The 13,542-nt window shown below is 71.5% G+C and carries 12 protein-coding genes; 8 read left to right on the top strand and 4 right to left on the bottom strand.

All coding sequences use genetic code 11. The features are described 5' to 3' along the window. Positions 1–1,692: a phenylacetic acid degradation protein PaaN gene (gene paaN, locus OHU89_RS25515; protein ID WP_405646093.1), complete on the bottom strand. Its 1,692-nt coding sequence runs from the start codon at positions 1,690–1,692 to the stop codon at positions 1–3. A gap of 159 nt (positions 1,693–1,851) precedes the next feature. On the opposite strand from paaN, the gene OHU89_RS25520 reads away from it, so the two are divergent. Both OHU89_RS25520 and OHU89_RS25525 read left to right on the top strand, forming a co-directional pair. Further along, a complete protein-coding gene (locus OHU89_RS25520) occupies positions 1,852–3,369 on the top strand; it encodes a 3-hydroxyacyl-CoA dehydrogenase (RefSeq protein WP_266889994.1) in 1,518 nt (505 codons plus the stop codon). After that, positions 3,366–3,956 (top strand): TetR/AcrR family transcriptional regulator, encoded by a 591-nt coding sequence (locus OHU89_RS25525; protein ID WP_405646094.1) that lies wholly within the window; start codon positions 3,366–3,368, stop codon positions 3,954–3,956. The genes OHU89_RS25520 and OHU89_RS25525 overlap by 4 nt, the downstream gene beginning before the upstream one ends. A 73-nt stretch (positions 3,957–4,029) precedes the next feature. On the opposite strand, the gene OHU89_RS25530 is transcribed toward OHU89_RS25525, so the two are convergent. After that, complete coding sequence (locus OHU89_RS25530; protein WP_405654652.1) at positions 4,030–4,515, bottom strand: Lrp/AsnC family transcriptional regulator; 486 nt, start codon at positions 4,513–4,515, stop codon at positions 4,030–4,032. A 190-nt stretch (positions 4,516–4,705) separates the two neighbouring features. Here OHU89_RS25530 and pdhA point away from each other — a divergent pair, with 190 nt between their 5' ends. From pdhA to OHU89_RS25560, 6 genes are all read left to right on the top strand, one after another. Beyond that, on the top strand, positions 4,706–5,839 hold the full coding sequence (pdhA, locus tag OHU89_RS25535) for a pyruvate dehydrogenase (acetyl-transferring) E1 component subunit alpha (RefSeq protein ID WP_405646095.1): 1,134 nt from the start codon (positions 4,706–4,708) through the stop codon (positions 5,837–5,839). Next, complete coding sequence (locus OHU89_RS25540) at positions 5,839–6,843, top strand: alpha-ketoacid dehydrogenase subunit beta (protein WP_046256571.1); 1,005 nt, start codon at positions 5,839–5,841, stop codon at positions 6,841–6,843. The genes pdhA and OHU89_RS25540 overlap by 1 nt, the downstream gene beginning before the upstream one ends. Then, positions 6,843–8,159, top strand: coding sequence for a dihydrolipoamide acetyltransferase family protein (locus tag OHU89_RS25545; protein ID WP_405646097.1), 1,317 nt, complete (start codon positions 6,843–6,845; stop codon positions 8,157–8,159). Before OHU89_RS25540 ends, OHU89_RS25545 begins: the two co-directional genes overlap by 1 nt. 78 nt (positions 8,160–8,237) lie before the next feature. Next, entirely contained in the window at positions 8,238–9,104 is an 867-nt protein-coding gene (locus OHU89_RS25550; protein WP_405646099.1) for an NTP transferase domain-containing protein, read from the top strand. After that, positions 9,101–10,480, top strand: a complete 1,380-nt coding sequence (locus tag OHU89_RS25555) for a molybdopterin molybdotransferase MoeA (RefSeq protein ID WP_405646100.1) — start codon at positions 9,101–9,103, stop codon at positions 10,478–10,480. Before OHU89_RS25550 ends, OHU89_RS25555 begins: the two co-directional genes overlap by 4 nt. Further along, a complete protein-coding gene (locus OHU89_RS25560) occupies positions 10,477–11,574 on the top strand; it encodes a potassium channel family protein (protein ID WP_405646102.1) in 1,098 nt (365 codons plus the stop codon). The genes OHU89_RS25555 and OHU89_RS25560 overlap by 4 nt, the downstream gene beginning before the upstream one ends. Positions 11,575–11,577: 3 nt before the next feature. Here OHU89_RS25560 and OHU89_RS25565 read toward each other — a convergent pair whose 3' ends face one another. Beyond that, positions 11,578–12,426: an ABC transporter permease gene (locus tag OHU89_RS25565; RefSeq protein ID WP_266889977.1), complete on the bottom strand. Its 849-nt coding sequence runs from the start codon at positions 12,424–12,426 to the stop codon at positions 11,578–11,580. Continuing rightward, a complete protein-coding gene (locus tag OHU89_RS25570) occupies positions 12,423–13,445 on the bottom strand; it encodes an ATP-binding cassette domain-containing protein (protein ID WP_405646104.1) in 1,023 nt (340 codons plus the stop codon). Before OHU89_RS25570 ends, OHU89_RS25565 begins: the two co-directional genes overlap by 4 nt. Positions 13,446–13,542 lie beyond the last annotated feature (97 nt).

The raw sequence follows: 13,542 nt of genomic DNA on the forward strand, positions 1-13,542 counted from the left end.
TCAGGCCTCCCGACGCACCTCGACCACCCGGAAGCGGTTCGCCACGAACGCTCCGTCGCACAGCGCGGCGTTCGCCGCCGGGTTGCCCCCGGACCCGTGGAGGTCGGAGAACGCGGCCGTCTGGTTGACGTACACCCCGCCCGTGAGGTTCAGCGACAGCTGGGCCGCCTCCTCCAGGCAGACCTCCTGCACGGACCGCTCGACGTCCTCGTCGGTGGTGTACGCGCCGACCGTCATGGCGCCCTTCTCGCGGACCGTGCGCCGCAGCAGCTCCACCGCGTCGGCCGAGGAGTCGACGGCCACGGCGAAGGAGACCGGGCCGAAGCACTCGCTCATGAAGGCGGCCTCGTCGTCCGGCTTGGCGCCGTCCAGCTTGACGATGACGGGGGTGCGCACGACCGCGTCCGGGAACTCCGGGTTGGCGATCTCGCGGGAGGCGAGGGCGACTTCGCCGAGCCCCGTCGCGGCCTCCAGGCGGGCCTTGACGTCGGGGTTCACGATCGCGCCGAGCAGCGCGTTCGCCCGCGCGTCGTCGCCCAGCAGGCCGTCCACGGCGCGGGCGAGGTCGGCGACCACCTCGTCGAAGGTGCGGGGGCCCTCGTCGGTGCGGATGCCGTCGCGGGGGATCAGGAAGTTCTGCGGAGTCGTGCACATCTGGCCGCTGTAGAGCGACAGCGAGAACGCCAGGTTGGAGAGCATGCCCTTGTAGTTGCTCGTCGAGTCGACCAGCACCGTGTTGACGCCGGCCTTCTCCGTGTAGACCTGCGCCTGGCGGGCGTTGGCCTCCAGCCAGTCGCCAAACGCCGTGGAACCCGTGTAGTCGATGATCCGGATCTCCGGGCGGCCGGCCAGGGTCTTGGCGATGCCCTCGCTGGGACGCTCGGCGGCCAGCGCGACCAGGTTCGGATCGAAGCCGGCCTGGCTCAGGACCTCACGTGCGACCTGGACGGTGAGCGCGAGCGGCAGCACCGCGCGCGGGTGGGGCTTGACCAGGACCGCGTTGCCGGTGGCGAGAGAGGCGAACAGGCCCGGATAGCCGTTCCAGGTCGGGAAGGTGTTGCAGCCGATGACCAGGCCGATGCCGCGCGGGACCGGCGTGAACTGCTTGGTGAGCGCCAGCGGGTCGCGCTTGCCCTGCGGCTTGCTCCACTCCGCGGTGTCGGGCGTGCGGACCTGCTCCACGTACGCGTACGCCACCGCCTCCAGACCGCGGTCCTGCGCGTGCGGGCCGCCCGCCTGGAACGCCATCATGAAGGCCTGGCCGGAGGTGTGCATGACCGCGTGCGCGAACTCGTGCGTCCGGTCGCTGATCCGCTTGAGGATCTCCACGCAGACCACCGCGCGGATCTCCGCACCCGCCTCGCGCCACGCGCGCTGCCCCTCGCGCATGGCGGGCAGCAGGATGTCGATGTCCGCGTGGGGGTAGCTCACCCCCAGCTCGATGCCGTACGGCGAGACCTCGCCTCCCACCCAGTCGTCCGTGCCGGGCTGGCCGAGGTCGACGCGGGTGCCCAGCAGCGCGTCGAAGGCGGCCTTGCCCGCGGCCGCGTCCAGGCTGCCGTTCTCACCGTAGGCCTTGGGGTGTTCGGGATGCGGCGACCAGTACGCGCGCGTGCGGATCGCTTCGAGCGCCTGGTCGAGGGTGGGCCGGTGCTTGGCGATCAGCTCGTGGGCGGTCAGTTCGGCGGCCATGCGGGACCAACTCCTCGTCTTGTGAACTCTTCGTCGAGCTCATGACCTGGGCAGAACCTGGGCAGATACAGCCAGACAGAGTTAGAGTAACCGAACGATCGGTCGGGACAAGGGGGTCCGCCGCAACTGTGGAAAACCCCGTGCGGGAGGATCGCGCACATGACAGCACTCGACCTCAGCAGCCCCGTGGCCGTCGTCGGCACCGGCACCATGGGCCAGGGCATCGCCCAGGTCGCGTTGGTCGCCGGCCATCCCGTCCGGCTGTACGACGCCGCTCCCGGGCGCGCCCAGGAAGCCGCTGACGCGATCGGCGCGCGGCTCGACCGGCTCGTCGAGAAGGAGCGTCTCACCGGCGCCGACCGGGACGCGGCACGCGCGCGTCTCACGGCCGCCGACAGCCTCGCCGACCTCGCGGACTGCGCCCTGGTCGTCGAGGCGGCCCTGGAGCGGCTGGACGTCAAGCAGGAGCTCTTCCGGGAGCTGGAGGACGTCGTCGGTGAGGACTGTCTGCTCGCCACCAACACCTCGTCCCTGTCGGTCACGGCCATCGGCGGTGCCTTGCGCAACCCGGGCCGTTTCGTGGGCCTGCACTTCTTCAACCCCGCACCGCTGCTGCCGCTCGTCGAGGTCGTCTCCGGCTTCGCCACCGACGTCACCTCGGCCACGCGCGCGTACGAGACCGCACGGGTCTGGGGCAAGACGCCGGTCGCCTGTGCCGACACCCCCGGATTCATCGTCAACCGCATCGCCCGGCCCTACTACGCCGAGGCGTTCGCGGTGTACGAGGCCCAGGGCGCCGACCCCGCCACCATCGACGCGGTGCTGCGTGAGTCGGGCGGCTTCAAGATGGGCGCGTTCGAGCTCACCGACCTGATCGGGCAGGACGTCAACGAGTCGGTCACGCACTCGGTCTGGAAGTCCTTCTTCCAGGACGTCCGCTTCACGCCCTCGCTCGCGCAGCGGCGGCTGGTGGAGTCCGGCCGGCTCGGCCGCAAGAGCGGACACGGCTGGTACGTGTACGGCCCCGACGCCGAGCCCGCCGATCCGCACACCGCGGAACCGGCGCAGGCGCCCGCGTACGTCGTCGCCGAGGGCGACCTGGGCCCCGCGTCCGAGCTCCTCGCGCTGATCCGCGAGGCGGGCATCCCGGTGCGCGAGGACGACGAGGACCACGGCACCCGGCTGGTGCTGCCGAGCGGGGGTCAGCTGGCGCTCGCCGACGGGCAGACCTCGGTGGAGTTCCGGGACGTCGTCTACTTCGACCTCGCGCTCGACTACCGCCGGGCCACCCGTATCGCCCTGTCCGCCTCCCAGGACACCGCGCAGCAGACCCTCGCCGAGGCGATCGGCCTCTTCCAGGCTCTCGGCAAGGACGTCAGCGTCATCGGTGACGTCCCCGGCATGATCGTCGCCCGCACGGTCGCCCGGATCGTCGACCTGGCGCACGACGCCGTCGCCAAGGGCGTGGCCACCGAGGAGGACATCGACACCGCGATGCGCCTCGGCGTCAACTACCCGCTGGGCCCCTTCGAGTGGAGCCGCAGGCTCGGCCGCAACTGGGCCTACGCCCTCCTCGACGACCTGCACCTGCGTGATCCGAGCGGCCGCTACGCACCGTCCCTCGCGCTGTACCGCCACGCGTACGCCACCGACAAGAGGGAGGGCAGCACCTCGTGACCACCGCCAAGCGCGACACGTACACCCCGGAGACGCTGCTCTCCGTCGCGGTCCAGGTCTTCATCGAGCGCGGCTACGACGGCACGTCCATGGAGCATCTCTCCAAGGCGGCCGGCATCTCCAAGTCCTCGATCTACCACCACGTCGCGGGCAAGGAGGAGCTGCTGCGCAGGGCCGTCAGCCGCGCGCTGGACGGCCTCTTCGGGATCCTCGGCGAGGAGCACGCGCGCGTGGGGCGGGCGGTCGAGCGCCTGGAGTACGTCGTGCGGCGCATGGTCGAGGTGCTGATCACCGAGCTGCCGTACGTGACGCTGCTGCTGCGCGTGCGCGGCAACACCGACACCGAGCGCTGGGCTCTGGAGCGGCGCCGCGACTTCGACCACCGGGTCGCCGAGCTGCTGAGGGCCGCGGCCGTCGACGGCGATGTGCGCGGCGATGTCGATGTGCGGCTCGCGACCCGGCTGGTCTTCGGAATGATCAACTCGATGGTGGAGTGGTACCGGCCGGACGGGCGGGGCGTGAGCGAACGCGAAGCGGCCGACGCCGTCGTGCAGTTGGTGTTCTCGGGGCTGCGCAAGGAGCACTGAGCCGCACGCACAAGGGCCGCATGCACAAGGGCCGCAGAAAGGGTTCGCCCTGCCCGGCCCGGCGCAGCCCTGTTCAGCCCTGCGGCTCCAGGTCCTCGTCCTCGAAGACCAGCAGGGTGCGGGTGCTGAGGACCTCCGGGATGGCCTGGAGGCGGGTGAGGACCAGTTCGCGCAGGGCCCTGTTGTCGGGGGTGTGGACCAGGAGCAGGACGTCGAAGTCGCCGCCGACCAGGGCGATGTGGGAGGCGCCGGGCAGCTGGATGAGCTGTGCGCGGACCGTGCGCCAGGAGTTCTGGACGATCTTCAGGGTGATGTACGCCGATGTGCCCTGACCGGCGCGTTCGTGGTCGACACGGGCGCCGAAACCGCGGATCACGCCGTCCTCGACGAGACGGTTGATACGCGCGTAGGCATTCGCGCGCGAGACGTGCACGCGTTCGGCCACCGACCTTATCGACGCGCGGCCGTCCGCCTGGAGCATCTTCAGGATGTCCTCGTCGATGGCGTCGAGGGGACGAGGGGGCGGCAGCGGGCGACTGCCGTCCGGGCTCTCGGCCATTTGTTCAGGTGCCATGTCCCCCCGCCTCCCTACCATGGACGTACTGCGTTCATTGCAGGCTGTGGAGAACCGTTTGTCCACAGCCTGAGGGTGCCTGTAGCCAAAATGTGCCGACGACCGAACAATCGGTAGGTGAGGCGCATCACAAGCCGTGACGCGTCTGAAGCCGCTCCCACGAGGAGGTGCCGTCATGACGGTCATGGAGCAGCGGGGCGCGTACCGGCCATCGCCGCCGCCCGCTTGGCAGCCCCGTACCGACCCCGCGCCGCTGCTGCCCGACGCGGAGCCGTACCGCGTCCTCGGCACGGGGGCGGCAGGGAAGGCCGACCCCGGCCTGCTGCGCCGCCTGTACGCCGAACTGGTGCGCGGCCGTCGGTACAACACGCAGGCCACCGCCCTCACCAAGCAGGGCCGCCTCGCCGTCTACCCCTCCAGCACCGGCCAGGAGGCCTGCGAGGTCGCCGCCGCGCTGGTCCTCGAGGACCGTGACTGGCTCTTCCCCAGCTACCGCGACACCCTCGCCGCCGTCGCCCGCGGCCTGGACCCCGTCCAGGCGCTGACCCTGCTGCGCGGCGACTGGCACACCGGCTACGACCCGCGCGAACACCGGGTCGCCCCCCTGTGCACCCCCCTCGCCACCCAGCTCCCGCACGCCGTCGGCCTCGCCCACGCGGCCCGCCTCAAGGGCGACGACGTGGTCGCGCTCGCCATGGTCGGCGACGGCGGTTCCAGCGAGGGCGACTTCCACGAGGCGCTGAACTTCGCCGCCGTCTGGCAGGCGCCGGTCGTCTTCCTGGTCCAGAACAACGGCTTCGCGATCTCCGTCCCGCTCGCCAAGCAGACCGCGGCCCCGTCGCTGGCCCACAAGGCCGTCGGCTACGGCATGCCCGGCCGGCTGGTCGACGGCAACGACGCGGCCGCCGTGCACGAGGTCCTCGCCGACGCCGTACGGCACGCGCGCGAGGGCGGCGGCCCCACCCTCGTCGAGGCGATCACCTATCGCGTGGAGGCCCACACCAACGCCGACGACGCGACCCGCTACCGCGGCGACGCGGAGGTCGAGACCTGGCGGCAGCACGACCCGATCGCGCTCCTGGAGCACGAGCTGACCACGCGCGGTCTCCTCGACGACGACGCCATCCAGGCCGCGCGGGACGCCGCCGAGACCATGGCCGCCGACCTGCGCGAGCGCATGAACCAGGACCCGGCGCTCGACCCGATGGACCTGTTCGCCCACGTCTACGCCGAGCCGACCCCGCAACTGCGCGAGCAGCAGGAGCAGTTGCGGGCGGAGTTGGCGGCGGAACAGGAAGGGGCGCACTGATGACGACCGTCGCCCTCAAACCGGCCACCATGGCGCAGGCCCTCACGCGCGCGATGCGCGACGCGATGGCCGCCGACCCGACCGTGCACGTCATGGGTGAGGACGTCGGCACCCTCGGCGGTGTCTTCCGGGTCACCGACGGCCTCGCCAAGGAGTTCGGCGAGGACCGCTGCACCGACACCCCGCTGGCCGAGGCCGGCATTCTCGGCACCGCGGTCGGCATGGCGATGTACGGCCTCAGGCCGGTCGTGGAGATGCAGTTCGACGCGTTCGCCTACCCCGCCTTCGAGCAGCTGATCTCGCACGTGGCGCGCATGCGCAACCGCACGCGCGGCGCGATGCCGCTGCCCATCACCGTCCGTGTGCCCTACGGCGGCGGCATCGGCGGCGTCGAGCACCACAGCGACTCCTCCGAGGCGTACTACATGGCGACTCCGGGGCTCCATGTCGTCACGCCCGCCACCGTCGCCGACGCGTACGGGCTGCTGCGCGCCGCCATCGCCTCCGACGACCCGGTCGTCTTCCTGGAGCCCAAGCGCCTGTACTGGTCGAAGGACTCCTGGAATCCGGACCATCCGACCGACGTCGAACCGATCGGCCGCGCGACGGTGCGGCGCTCGGGGCGGAGCGCCACGCTCATCACGTACGGGCCGTCCGTACCCGTCTGCCTCGAAGCCGCCGAGGCGGCACAGGCCGAGGGCTGGGACCTCGAGGTCGTCGATCTGCGCTCGCTGGTGCCGTTCGACGACGAGACGGTCTGCGCGTCGGTCCGGCGGACCGGGCGCGCGGTCGTCGTGCACGAGTCGGGTGGGTACGGCGGGCCGGGCGGGGAGATCGCGGCCCGGGTCACGGAGCGCTGTTTCCACCACCTGGAGGCGCCGGTGCTGCGCGTGGCCGGATTCGACATCCCTTACCCGCCGCCGATGCTGGAGCGCCACCATCTGCCCGGCGTGGACCGGATCCTGGACGCCGTGGGGCGTCTGCAGTGGGAGGCCGAGGGCTGATGGCACAGGTCTTGGAGTTCAAGCTGCCCGACCTCGGGGAGGGGCTCACCGAGGCGGAGATCGTGCGCTGGCTGGTGGAGGTCGGCGATGTGGTCGCCGTGGACCAGCCGGTCGTCGAGGTCGAGACGGCCAAGGCGATGGTCGAGGTGCCGTGTCCGTACGGCGGTGTCGTCACGGCCCGATTCGGCGAGGAGGGCACGGAGCTTCCCGTGGGAGCGCCCCTGATCACGGTGGCGGTCGGGGCACCCGTCGCCGACGGTTCCACCGACGGCTCCGCCGGGAAGAGCGAGGGCTCCGGGAACGTGCTGGTGGGGTACGGCACGTCGGAGGCGCCCGCGCGGCGGCGCAGGGTGCGGCCGGGGCAGGGGGCGCCCATGGCGTCCCAGGCGGCGAACGGGCAGGCCGCGGTGCGCGAGGTGGTGGAGGGTCCGGTTCCCGTGATCTCGCCCCTGGTGCGCAGGCTCGCCCGGGAGAACGGCCTGGATCTGCGGGAGTTGACCGGTTCCGGACCCGACGGGCTCATCCTGCGGGCGGACGTGGAGAACGCACTGCGGTCCGCCGCCGCGCCGGACAAGGCCGCGGAAGCGACGCCGACAGCGCTGCCGCAGACGTCGGCTCCCACCCCCGGAGGCATCCGCGTCCCCCTCAAGGGCATCCGCGGTGCCGTGGCCGACAAGCTCTCCCGCAGCCGGCGTGAGATCCCCGACGCCACCTGCTGGGTGGACGCCGACGCGACGGAGCTGATGCGTGCGCGTACGGCCATGAACGCGGCGGGCGGATCGAAGATCTCCCTCCTCGCGCTCCTCGCCCGGATCTGCACGGCCGCCCTCGCCCGGTTCCCCGAGCTCAACTCGACCGTCGACATGGCGGCCAGGGAGGTCGTCCAGTTCGACCATGTGCACATCGGGTTCGCGGCGCAGACCGAGCGCGGGCTCGTCGTGCCCGTCGTACGGGACGCGCACACGCGGGACGCCGAGTCGCTGACAGCGGAGTTCGCCCGGCTGACCGAGGCGGCCCGGACCGGAGGCCTCACGCCCGGGGAACTCACCGGCGGGACCTTCACGTTGAACAACTACGGGGTCTTCGGCGTCGACGGCTCCACACCGATCATCAACCACCCCGAGGCCGCCATGCTCGGCGTCGGCCGGATCATCCCCAAGCCGTGGGTGCACGAGGGCGAGCTGGCGGTGCGGCAGGTCGTCCAGCTGTCGCTCACCTTCGACCACCGCGTCTGCGACGGCGGCACGGCGGGCGGCTTCCTGCGGTACGTGGCGGACTGCGTGGAACAGCCGGCGGTGCTGTTGCGCACCCTCTGATCCCACGGACCGCACATGCACTGATTGCACGGCCTCCCCTGCGTTCCCTGTGATCGCCACGGCACGCATACTCGGGGGGTGACCGCTTACGACGTCGTCGTGCTCGCCGGGGGTGCCGCCCGGCGGCTCGGCGGTGCCGACAAACCCGGGGTGCGCGTGGGCGGCCGGGCGCTGCTCGACCGGGTCCTGGCGGCCTGCGCCGACGCGCGCACGACCGTCGTCGTCGCCGATCCCCGGCCCACCGCACGGCCCGTGACCTGGGCCCGCGAGGACCCGCCCGGCGGGGGCCCGCTCGCCGCGCTCGGTGCCGGGCTGAGCCACACGACGGCACCGGACGTCGTCGTCCTCTCCGCCGACCTGCCGTTCCTCGCCGCCGACACCGTCCGGCACCTGCTGACCACCCTGCGGACGGGGGACACCGAAGGCGCGCTGCTCACCGATGCCGACGGCCGTGACCAGCCGCTCGTGGCCGCGTACCGCGCCGCCGCCCTCCGCCGCGAACTGGTCGCGCTCGACAAGGAGCACGACGGCCTCACCGGCCTCCCCCTGCGTCGCCTCACCGCAGGCCTCCACCTCACTCGTGTCCCGGACCCCGTCGCGTCGTTCGACTGCGACACCTGGGACGACATCGCCGCCGCCAGGGCACGTATCAGGGAGCATGGGCACGTGTTGGATGAATGGATTTCCGCAGTCAAGGACGAGCTGGGCATCGACCTCGACGTCGACACCGGCGTCCTGCTCGATCTCGCCCGCGACGCCGCCCACAACGTGGCCAGGCCCGCGGCACCGCTGACGACCTTCCTCGTCGGCTACGCGGCCGCACAGGCCGGGGGAGGCCCGCAGACGGTGGCCGAACTCGCCCGCAAGGCCGCCGACCTCGCACTCGGCTGGTCCGAGGAGAACGCCCCGGATGCCGGGCCCAAGCCCGGCACGGACGCCGGATGACCGCCCGCACCGGCGCGGACGCCGAGGACGCCGAGGACGCCGAGGATCTGGACGTAGAGGAGGTGCTCGCCCTCGTGAACGGCGACAACGGCCGCACCCCCGCAGACCGGACGCCCCCGCCGCAGCCCACGTCGCCCACCGGCGGCCACAAGCCCGACACCCACCACCGCGCCACCTCCTGGCCCGAGGCCCGTGCCGTCGCCGGACGCGCCGCCCGAGCGGGAACCCGGGCCGCCCGCCGCGCCCCCGTCTCCGTACCCCTCGACACCGCCCTCGGCCTCACCCTGGCCGCCCCCCTCACCGCCCTCACCGACCTGCCCTCCTTCGACACCTCCGCGATGGACGGCTGGGCGGTCGCCGGACCGGGCCCCTGGGACGTACGGGACGAGGGTGTCCTGGCCGGGCACGCGGAGCCGCAGCCGCTCACCGACGGGGAGGCCGTCCGGATCGCCACCGGCGCCCGTATCCCCCTGGACACCACCGCGGTCATCCGCAGCGAGCACGGCCGTACCGATGTCCAGGGCCGGCTGCACGCCACCCGCGACACCCGCCACGGTCAGGACATCCGCCCGCGGGGCCAGGAATGCCGTAGCGGAGACCAACTCCTGCCCGTCGGCACCCTCGTGACCCCGGCCGTCCTCGGGCTCGCCGCGGCCGCCGGATACGACACCCTCGCCGCTGTCCCCCGCCCCCGCGCCGAAGTCCTCGTCCTCGGCGACGAGTTGCTCACCGAGGGCCTCCCGCACGACGGCCTCATCCGTGATGCGCTCGGCCCGATGCTGCCGCCGTGGCTGCGCGGACTCGGCGCCGAGGTCATCGCCGTACGCCGGCTCGGGGACGACGCCCAAGCCCTGTACAAGGCGATCACCACCTCCGACGCCGACCTGGTCGTCACCACCGGCGGCACCGCCTCCGGCCCCGTCGACCACGTCCACCCCACACTGAAGCGGATCGGCGCCGAACTCCTCGTCGACGGCGTCAAGGTGCGCCCCGGCCACCCCATGCTGCTGGCCCGCACCAAGGAGAACCAGCACCTCGTCGGCCTGCCCGGCAACCCCCTCGCCGCCGTCTCCGGCCTGCTCACGCTCGCCGAGCCGCTGCTGCGGACGCTCGCGGCACGCCCCGCGCCCGAGCCGTACACCCTGCCCGTGCGGGAGGAAGCGCACGGGCACCCGTACGACACCCGGCTCATCCCCGTCGTCCTGCGCGGCGACAGTGCCGTCCCGCTGCACTACAACGGGCCGGCCATGCTGCGCGGGATCGCGGCGGCGGACGCGCTGGCCGTCGTACCGCCCGGTGGTGCCCGTCCCGGTCAGGAGCTGGAACTGCTCGACCTGCCCTGGGCGTCCGCCGGAATCGAGGTGTGTTTCACGTGAAACTTCCGGGCCATGACGCGATCGCCCGCCAGGCGGACGAACATCTCGTGACCTATCGGGTGAGACTCCCGAGGAAAGTGGTGGAGCACCCGTTCCGGCAGGTCGCCAGACGGGTGATCATGGCCTTGCTGCTCCTGGTGGGCACGGCACTGATCGTGTACGCCGACCGCGGCGGCTACAGCGACAACTCTGACGGCTCCGTCGACCTCCTCGACGCCTTCTACTACGCGACCGTCTCCCTCTCCACCACCGGATACGGCGACATCACCCCGGTCAGTGACGCCGCCCGGCTCACCAACATCTTCCTCATCACGCCGATGCGTGTGCTGTTCCTGATCATCCTGGTCGGAACCACGCTCGAGGTCCTCACCGAACGCACCCGGGAGGAATGGCGCCTGAATCGCTGGAGGTCCACCTTGCGCGACCACACCGTCGTCGTCGGGTTCGGTACGAAGGGGCGCTCGGCGATCCAGACCGTCTGTGCGACGGGCCTGAAGAAGGAGCAGGTCGTCGTGGTCGACCCCAGCTCCAAGGTGATCGAGGCGGCCACGGCCGACGGATACGCGGGGATCGTCGGCGACGCGACGCGCAGCGAGGTGCTGAAGCGGGCCGAAGTGCACAAGGCCCGGAAGATCATCATCGCGACCCAGCGCGACGACACGGCGGTGCTGGTGACGCTGACGGCCCGGCAGCTCAACAAGGGCGCCAAGATCGTGGCCGCGGTACGCGAGGAGGAGAACGCGCCGCTGCTGAAGCAGTCCGGCGCCGACGCGGTCATCACCAGCGCCAGTGCCGCCGGCCGGCTGCTCGGACTCTCCGTGCTGAGCCCCGCCGCCGGCATGGTGATGGAGGACCTCATCCAGCAGGGCACCGGGCTCGACATCGTCGAACGGCCGGTCATAAAGGCCGAGGTGGGCAAGAAGCCGCGGGAGACGGAGGACCTGGTGGTGAGCATCGTACGCGGGCATCGGGTGCTCGGATACGACGATGTGGCCGTCGGGACGCTGGAGCTGACGGACCGGCTGATCACCATCGTGCGGGCGACGCCGGGCTCGCAGATCGCGCCCGACGTCCGCCCGATTTCCCAGGACTGAGGCCTACTTCCTGTTGTACAGCCGCATCGTGATCGGCCCGAAGACCGCCACGAACAGGCCCGCCCACCCCAGCGACCAGGCGATCTCGTCGGTGGGCCAGTCGCCCGCCATCAGTTCGCGGACGGCCGAGGAGAGATGGGTGATGGGGCTGTTGTTGACGAAGGCCTGCAGCCAGCCCGGCATGGTCTTCGGGTCGACGAAGATGTTCGACAGGAAGGTCAGCGGGAACATCACCATCATGCTGACGCCCATCACCGACTTCTCGGTGCGCAGCAGCAGCCCGAACATCGTCCAGATCCACGAGAACGCGAACGAGAAGACGATCAGCAGCGCGATTCCGGCGAGCACACCACCGAACCCGCCGTCCGGGCGGTAGCCGAGGATCAGGCCGACGGTGAGCATCACGATGGACGCGATCGTGTAGCGCAGGGCGTCGCCGAGCAGATAGCCGACCATCGTCGACGGCCGCCAGATGGGCAGCGTCCGGAAGCGGTCGAAGACGCCCTTCTCGATGTCGGTGTTCACCGAGACACCCGTGTACATCGTGATCATCACGACCGACATCACCATGATGCCGGGCAGCAGGAACTGGATGTACTCCTTCGGGGAGCCGGCCAGGGCGCCCCCGAACAGGTACGTGTACATCAGCACCATCATGATCGGGAACGCGGTGACGTCGAAGAGCTGCTCGGGGACGTGCTTGATCTTGAGGATCGCCCGCCAGCCGAAGGTCAGCGAGGCGGACAGGGCGCTGGGCCGCGCCGGCCGTTCCCCGGAGACGAGCAGCGCGGCGAGGGACTCGGCGCTGACGGGGGCGAGGTCCTTGGTCTCGGTCTGCGTCACGGTACTCATGCCGCGACCTCCTCGTCCTTGGAGTGCTTCGGGTCGTCCTGCGAGTCATCGCGGGTGTCGTGTCCGGTGAGGGCGAGGAACACCTCGTCCAGGCTGGGCTGGCCCAGGGAGAAGTTGTCGACGGTGATGCCGGTGCGGGCCAGTTCGGCGAGGGCCCGGGAGGCCTGCTCGGCCGCGCTGTCGCTGGTCGTGCCGCCCAGGCGGGCGGTCAGTGCCACGGGATCGGGCTCCAGCTGTACGTCCGTGCCCAGCGCCAGCCGCAGCACCTGTTCCGCCTCGGGCCGCTGGGCCGGGTCGCGCAGGCGCAGATGGACGGATCCGGCGCCCACGGACGCCTTCAGCTCGCCCTTCGTGCCCTCGGCGATCACCTTGCCGCGGTCGATGACGGCGATCCGGGACGCCAGCTGATCGGCCTCGTCCAGGTACTGCGTGGTCAGCAGCACGGTGGTGCCCTGGGCGACTACCGCGCGCACGATGTCCCACACCTGGTTGCGGCTGCGCGGGTCGAGGCCGGTCGTCGGCTCGTCGAGGAACAGCAGGTCGGGAGTGTTGAGGATGGACGCGGCGATGTCGATGCGGCGCCGCATGCCGCCCGAGTAGTGCTTGACCTGCTTCGCGGCCGCGTCCGTCAGCCCGAAGGCCTCCAGGAGCTGCCCGGCGCGCACCCGCGCGGCCTTCTTGTGGTGGCCGAGGAGACGGGCGAGCAGGATCAGGTTCTCGGCGCCGGTGAGGTCCTCGTCGACGGAGGCGTACTGACCGGTGAGGCTCACCCGGCCGCGCACCGCGTCGGCCTCGCGGACGACGTCGTGGCCGAAGACGTGGGCCTGGCCGCCGTCGGGGCGCAGGAGGGTGGCGAGCATCTTCACGGTGGTCGTCTTGCCGGCGCCGTTCGGGCCGAGGACGCCGTAGACCGTGCCGGCCGGGACGGAGAGGTCGACTCCGTCGACGGCCCGGGTCTCGCCGAACGTCTTCACCAGTCCCGCCGTCTCGATGGCCAGGCCGGAGGTGTGCTGGCTCATGGTGGGTTGTCCTTCCGCGTGCTTGGGCTAGCGCATGCTTGGGCTACGCATGGGGAGACCTTTACCGTCGCGCAAACTCATCGGTCGCGCACAGGGA

It is taken from the genome of Streptomyces sp. NBC_00019 (assembly GCF_045041015.1).
GTDB lineage: Bacteria > Actinomycetota > Actinomycetes > Streptomycetales > Streptomycetaceae > Streptomyces.

Excerpts from the sequence above, each read along its gene's own strand:
- paaN (WP_405646093.1), bottom strand. The coding sequence starts at position 1,692 with ATGGCCGCCGAACTGACCGCCCACGAGCTGATCGCCAAGCACCGGCCC.
- OHU89_RS25520 (WP_266889994.1), top strand. The coding sequence starts at position 1,852 with ATGACAGCACTCGACCTCAGCAGCCCCGTGGCCGTCGTCGGCACCGGC.
- OHU89_RS25530 (WP_405654652.1), bottom strand. The coding sequence starts at position 4,515 with ATGGCCGAGAGCCCGGACGGCAGTCGCCCGCTGCCGCCCCCTCGTCCC.
- pdhA (WP_405646095.1), top strand. The coding sequence starts at position 4,706 with ATGACGGTCATGGAGCAGCGGGGCGCGTACCGGCCATCGCCGCCGCCC.
- OHU89_RS25540 (WP_046256571.1), top strand. The coding sequence starts at position 5,839 with ATGACGACCGTCGCCCTCAAACCGGCCACCATGGCGCAGGCCCTCACG.
- OHU89_RS25545 (WP_405646097.1), top strand. The coding sequence starts at position 6,843 with ATGGCACAGGTCTTGGAGTTCAAGCTGCCCGACCTCGGGGAGGGGCTC.
- OHU89_RS25555 (WP_405646100.1), top strand. The coding sequence starts at position 9,101 with ATGACCGCCCGCACCGGCGCGGACGCCGAGGACGCCGAGGACGCCGAG.
- OHU89_RS25565 (WP_266889977.1), bottom strand. The coding sequence starts at position 12,426 with ATGAGTACCGTGACGCAGACCGAGACCAAGGACCTCGCCCCCGTCAGC.
- OHU89_RS25570 (WP_405646104.1), bottom strand. The coding sequence starts at position 13,445 with ATGAGCCAGCACACCTCCGGCCTGGCCATCGAGACGGCGGGACTGGTG.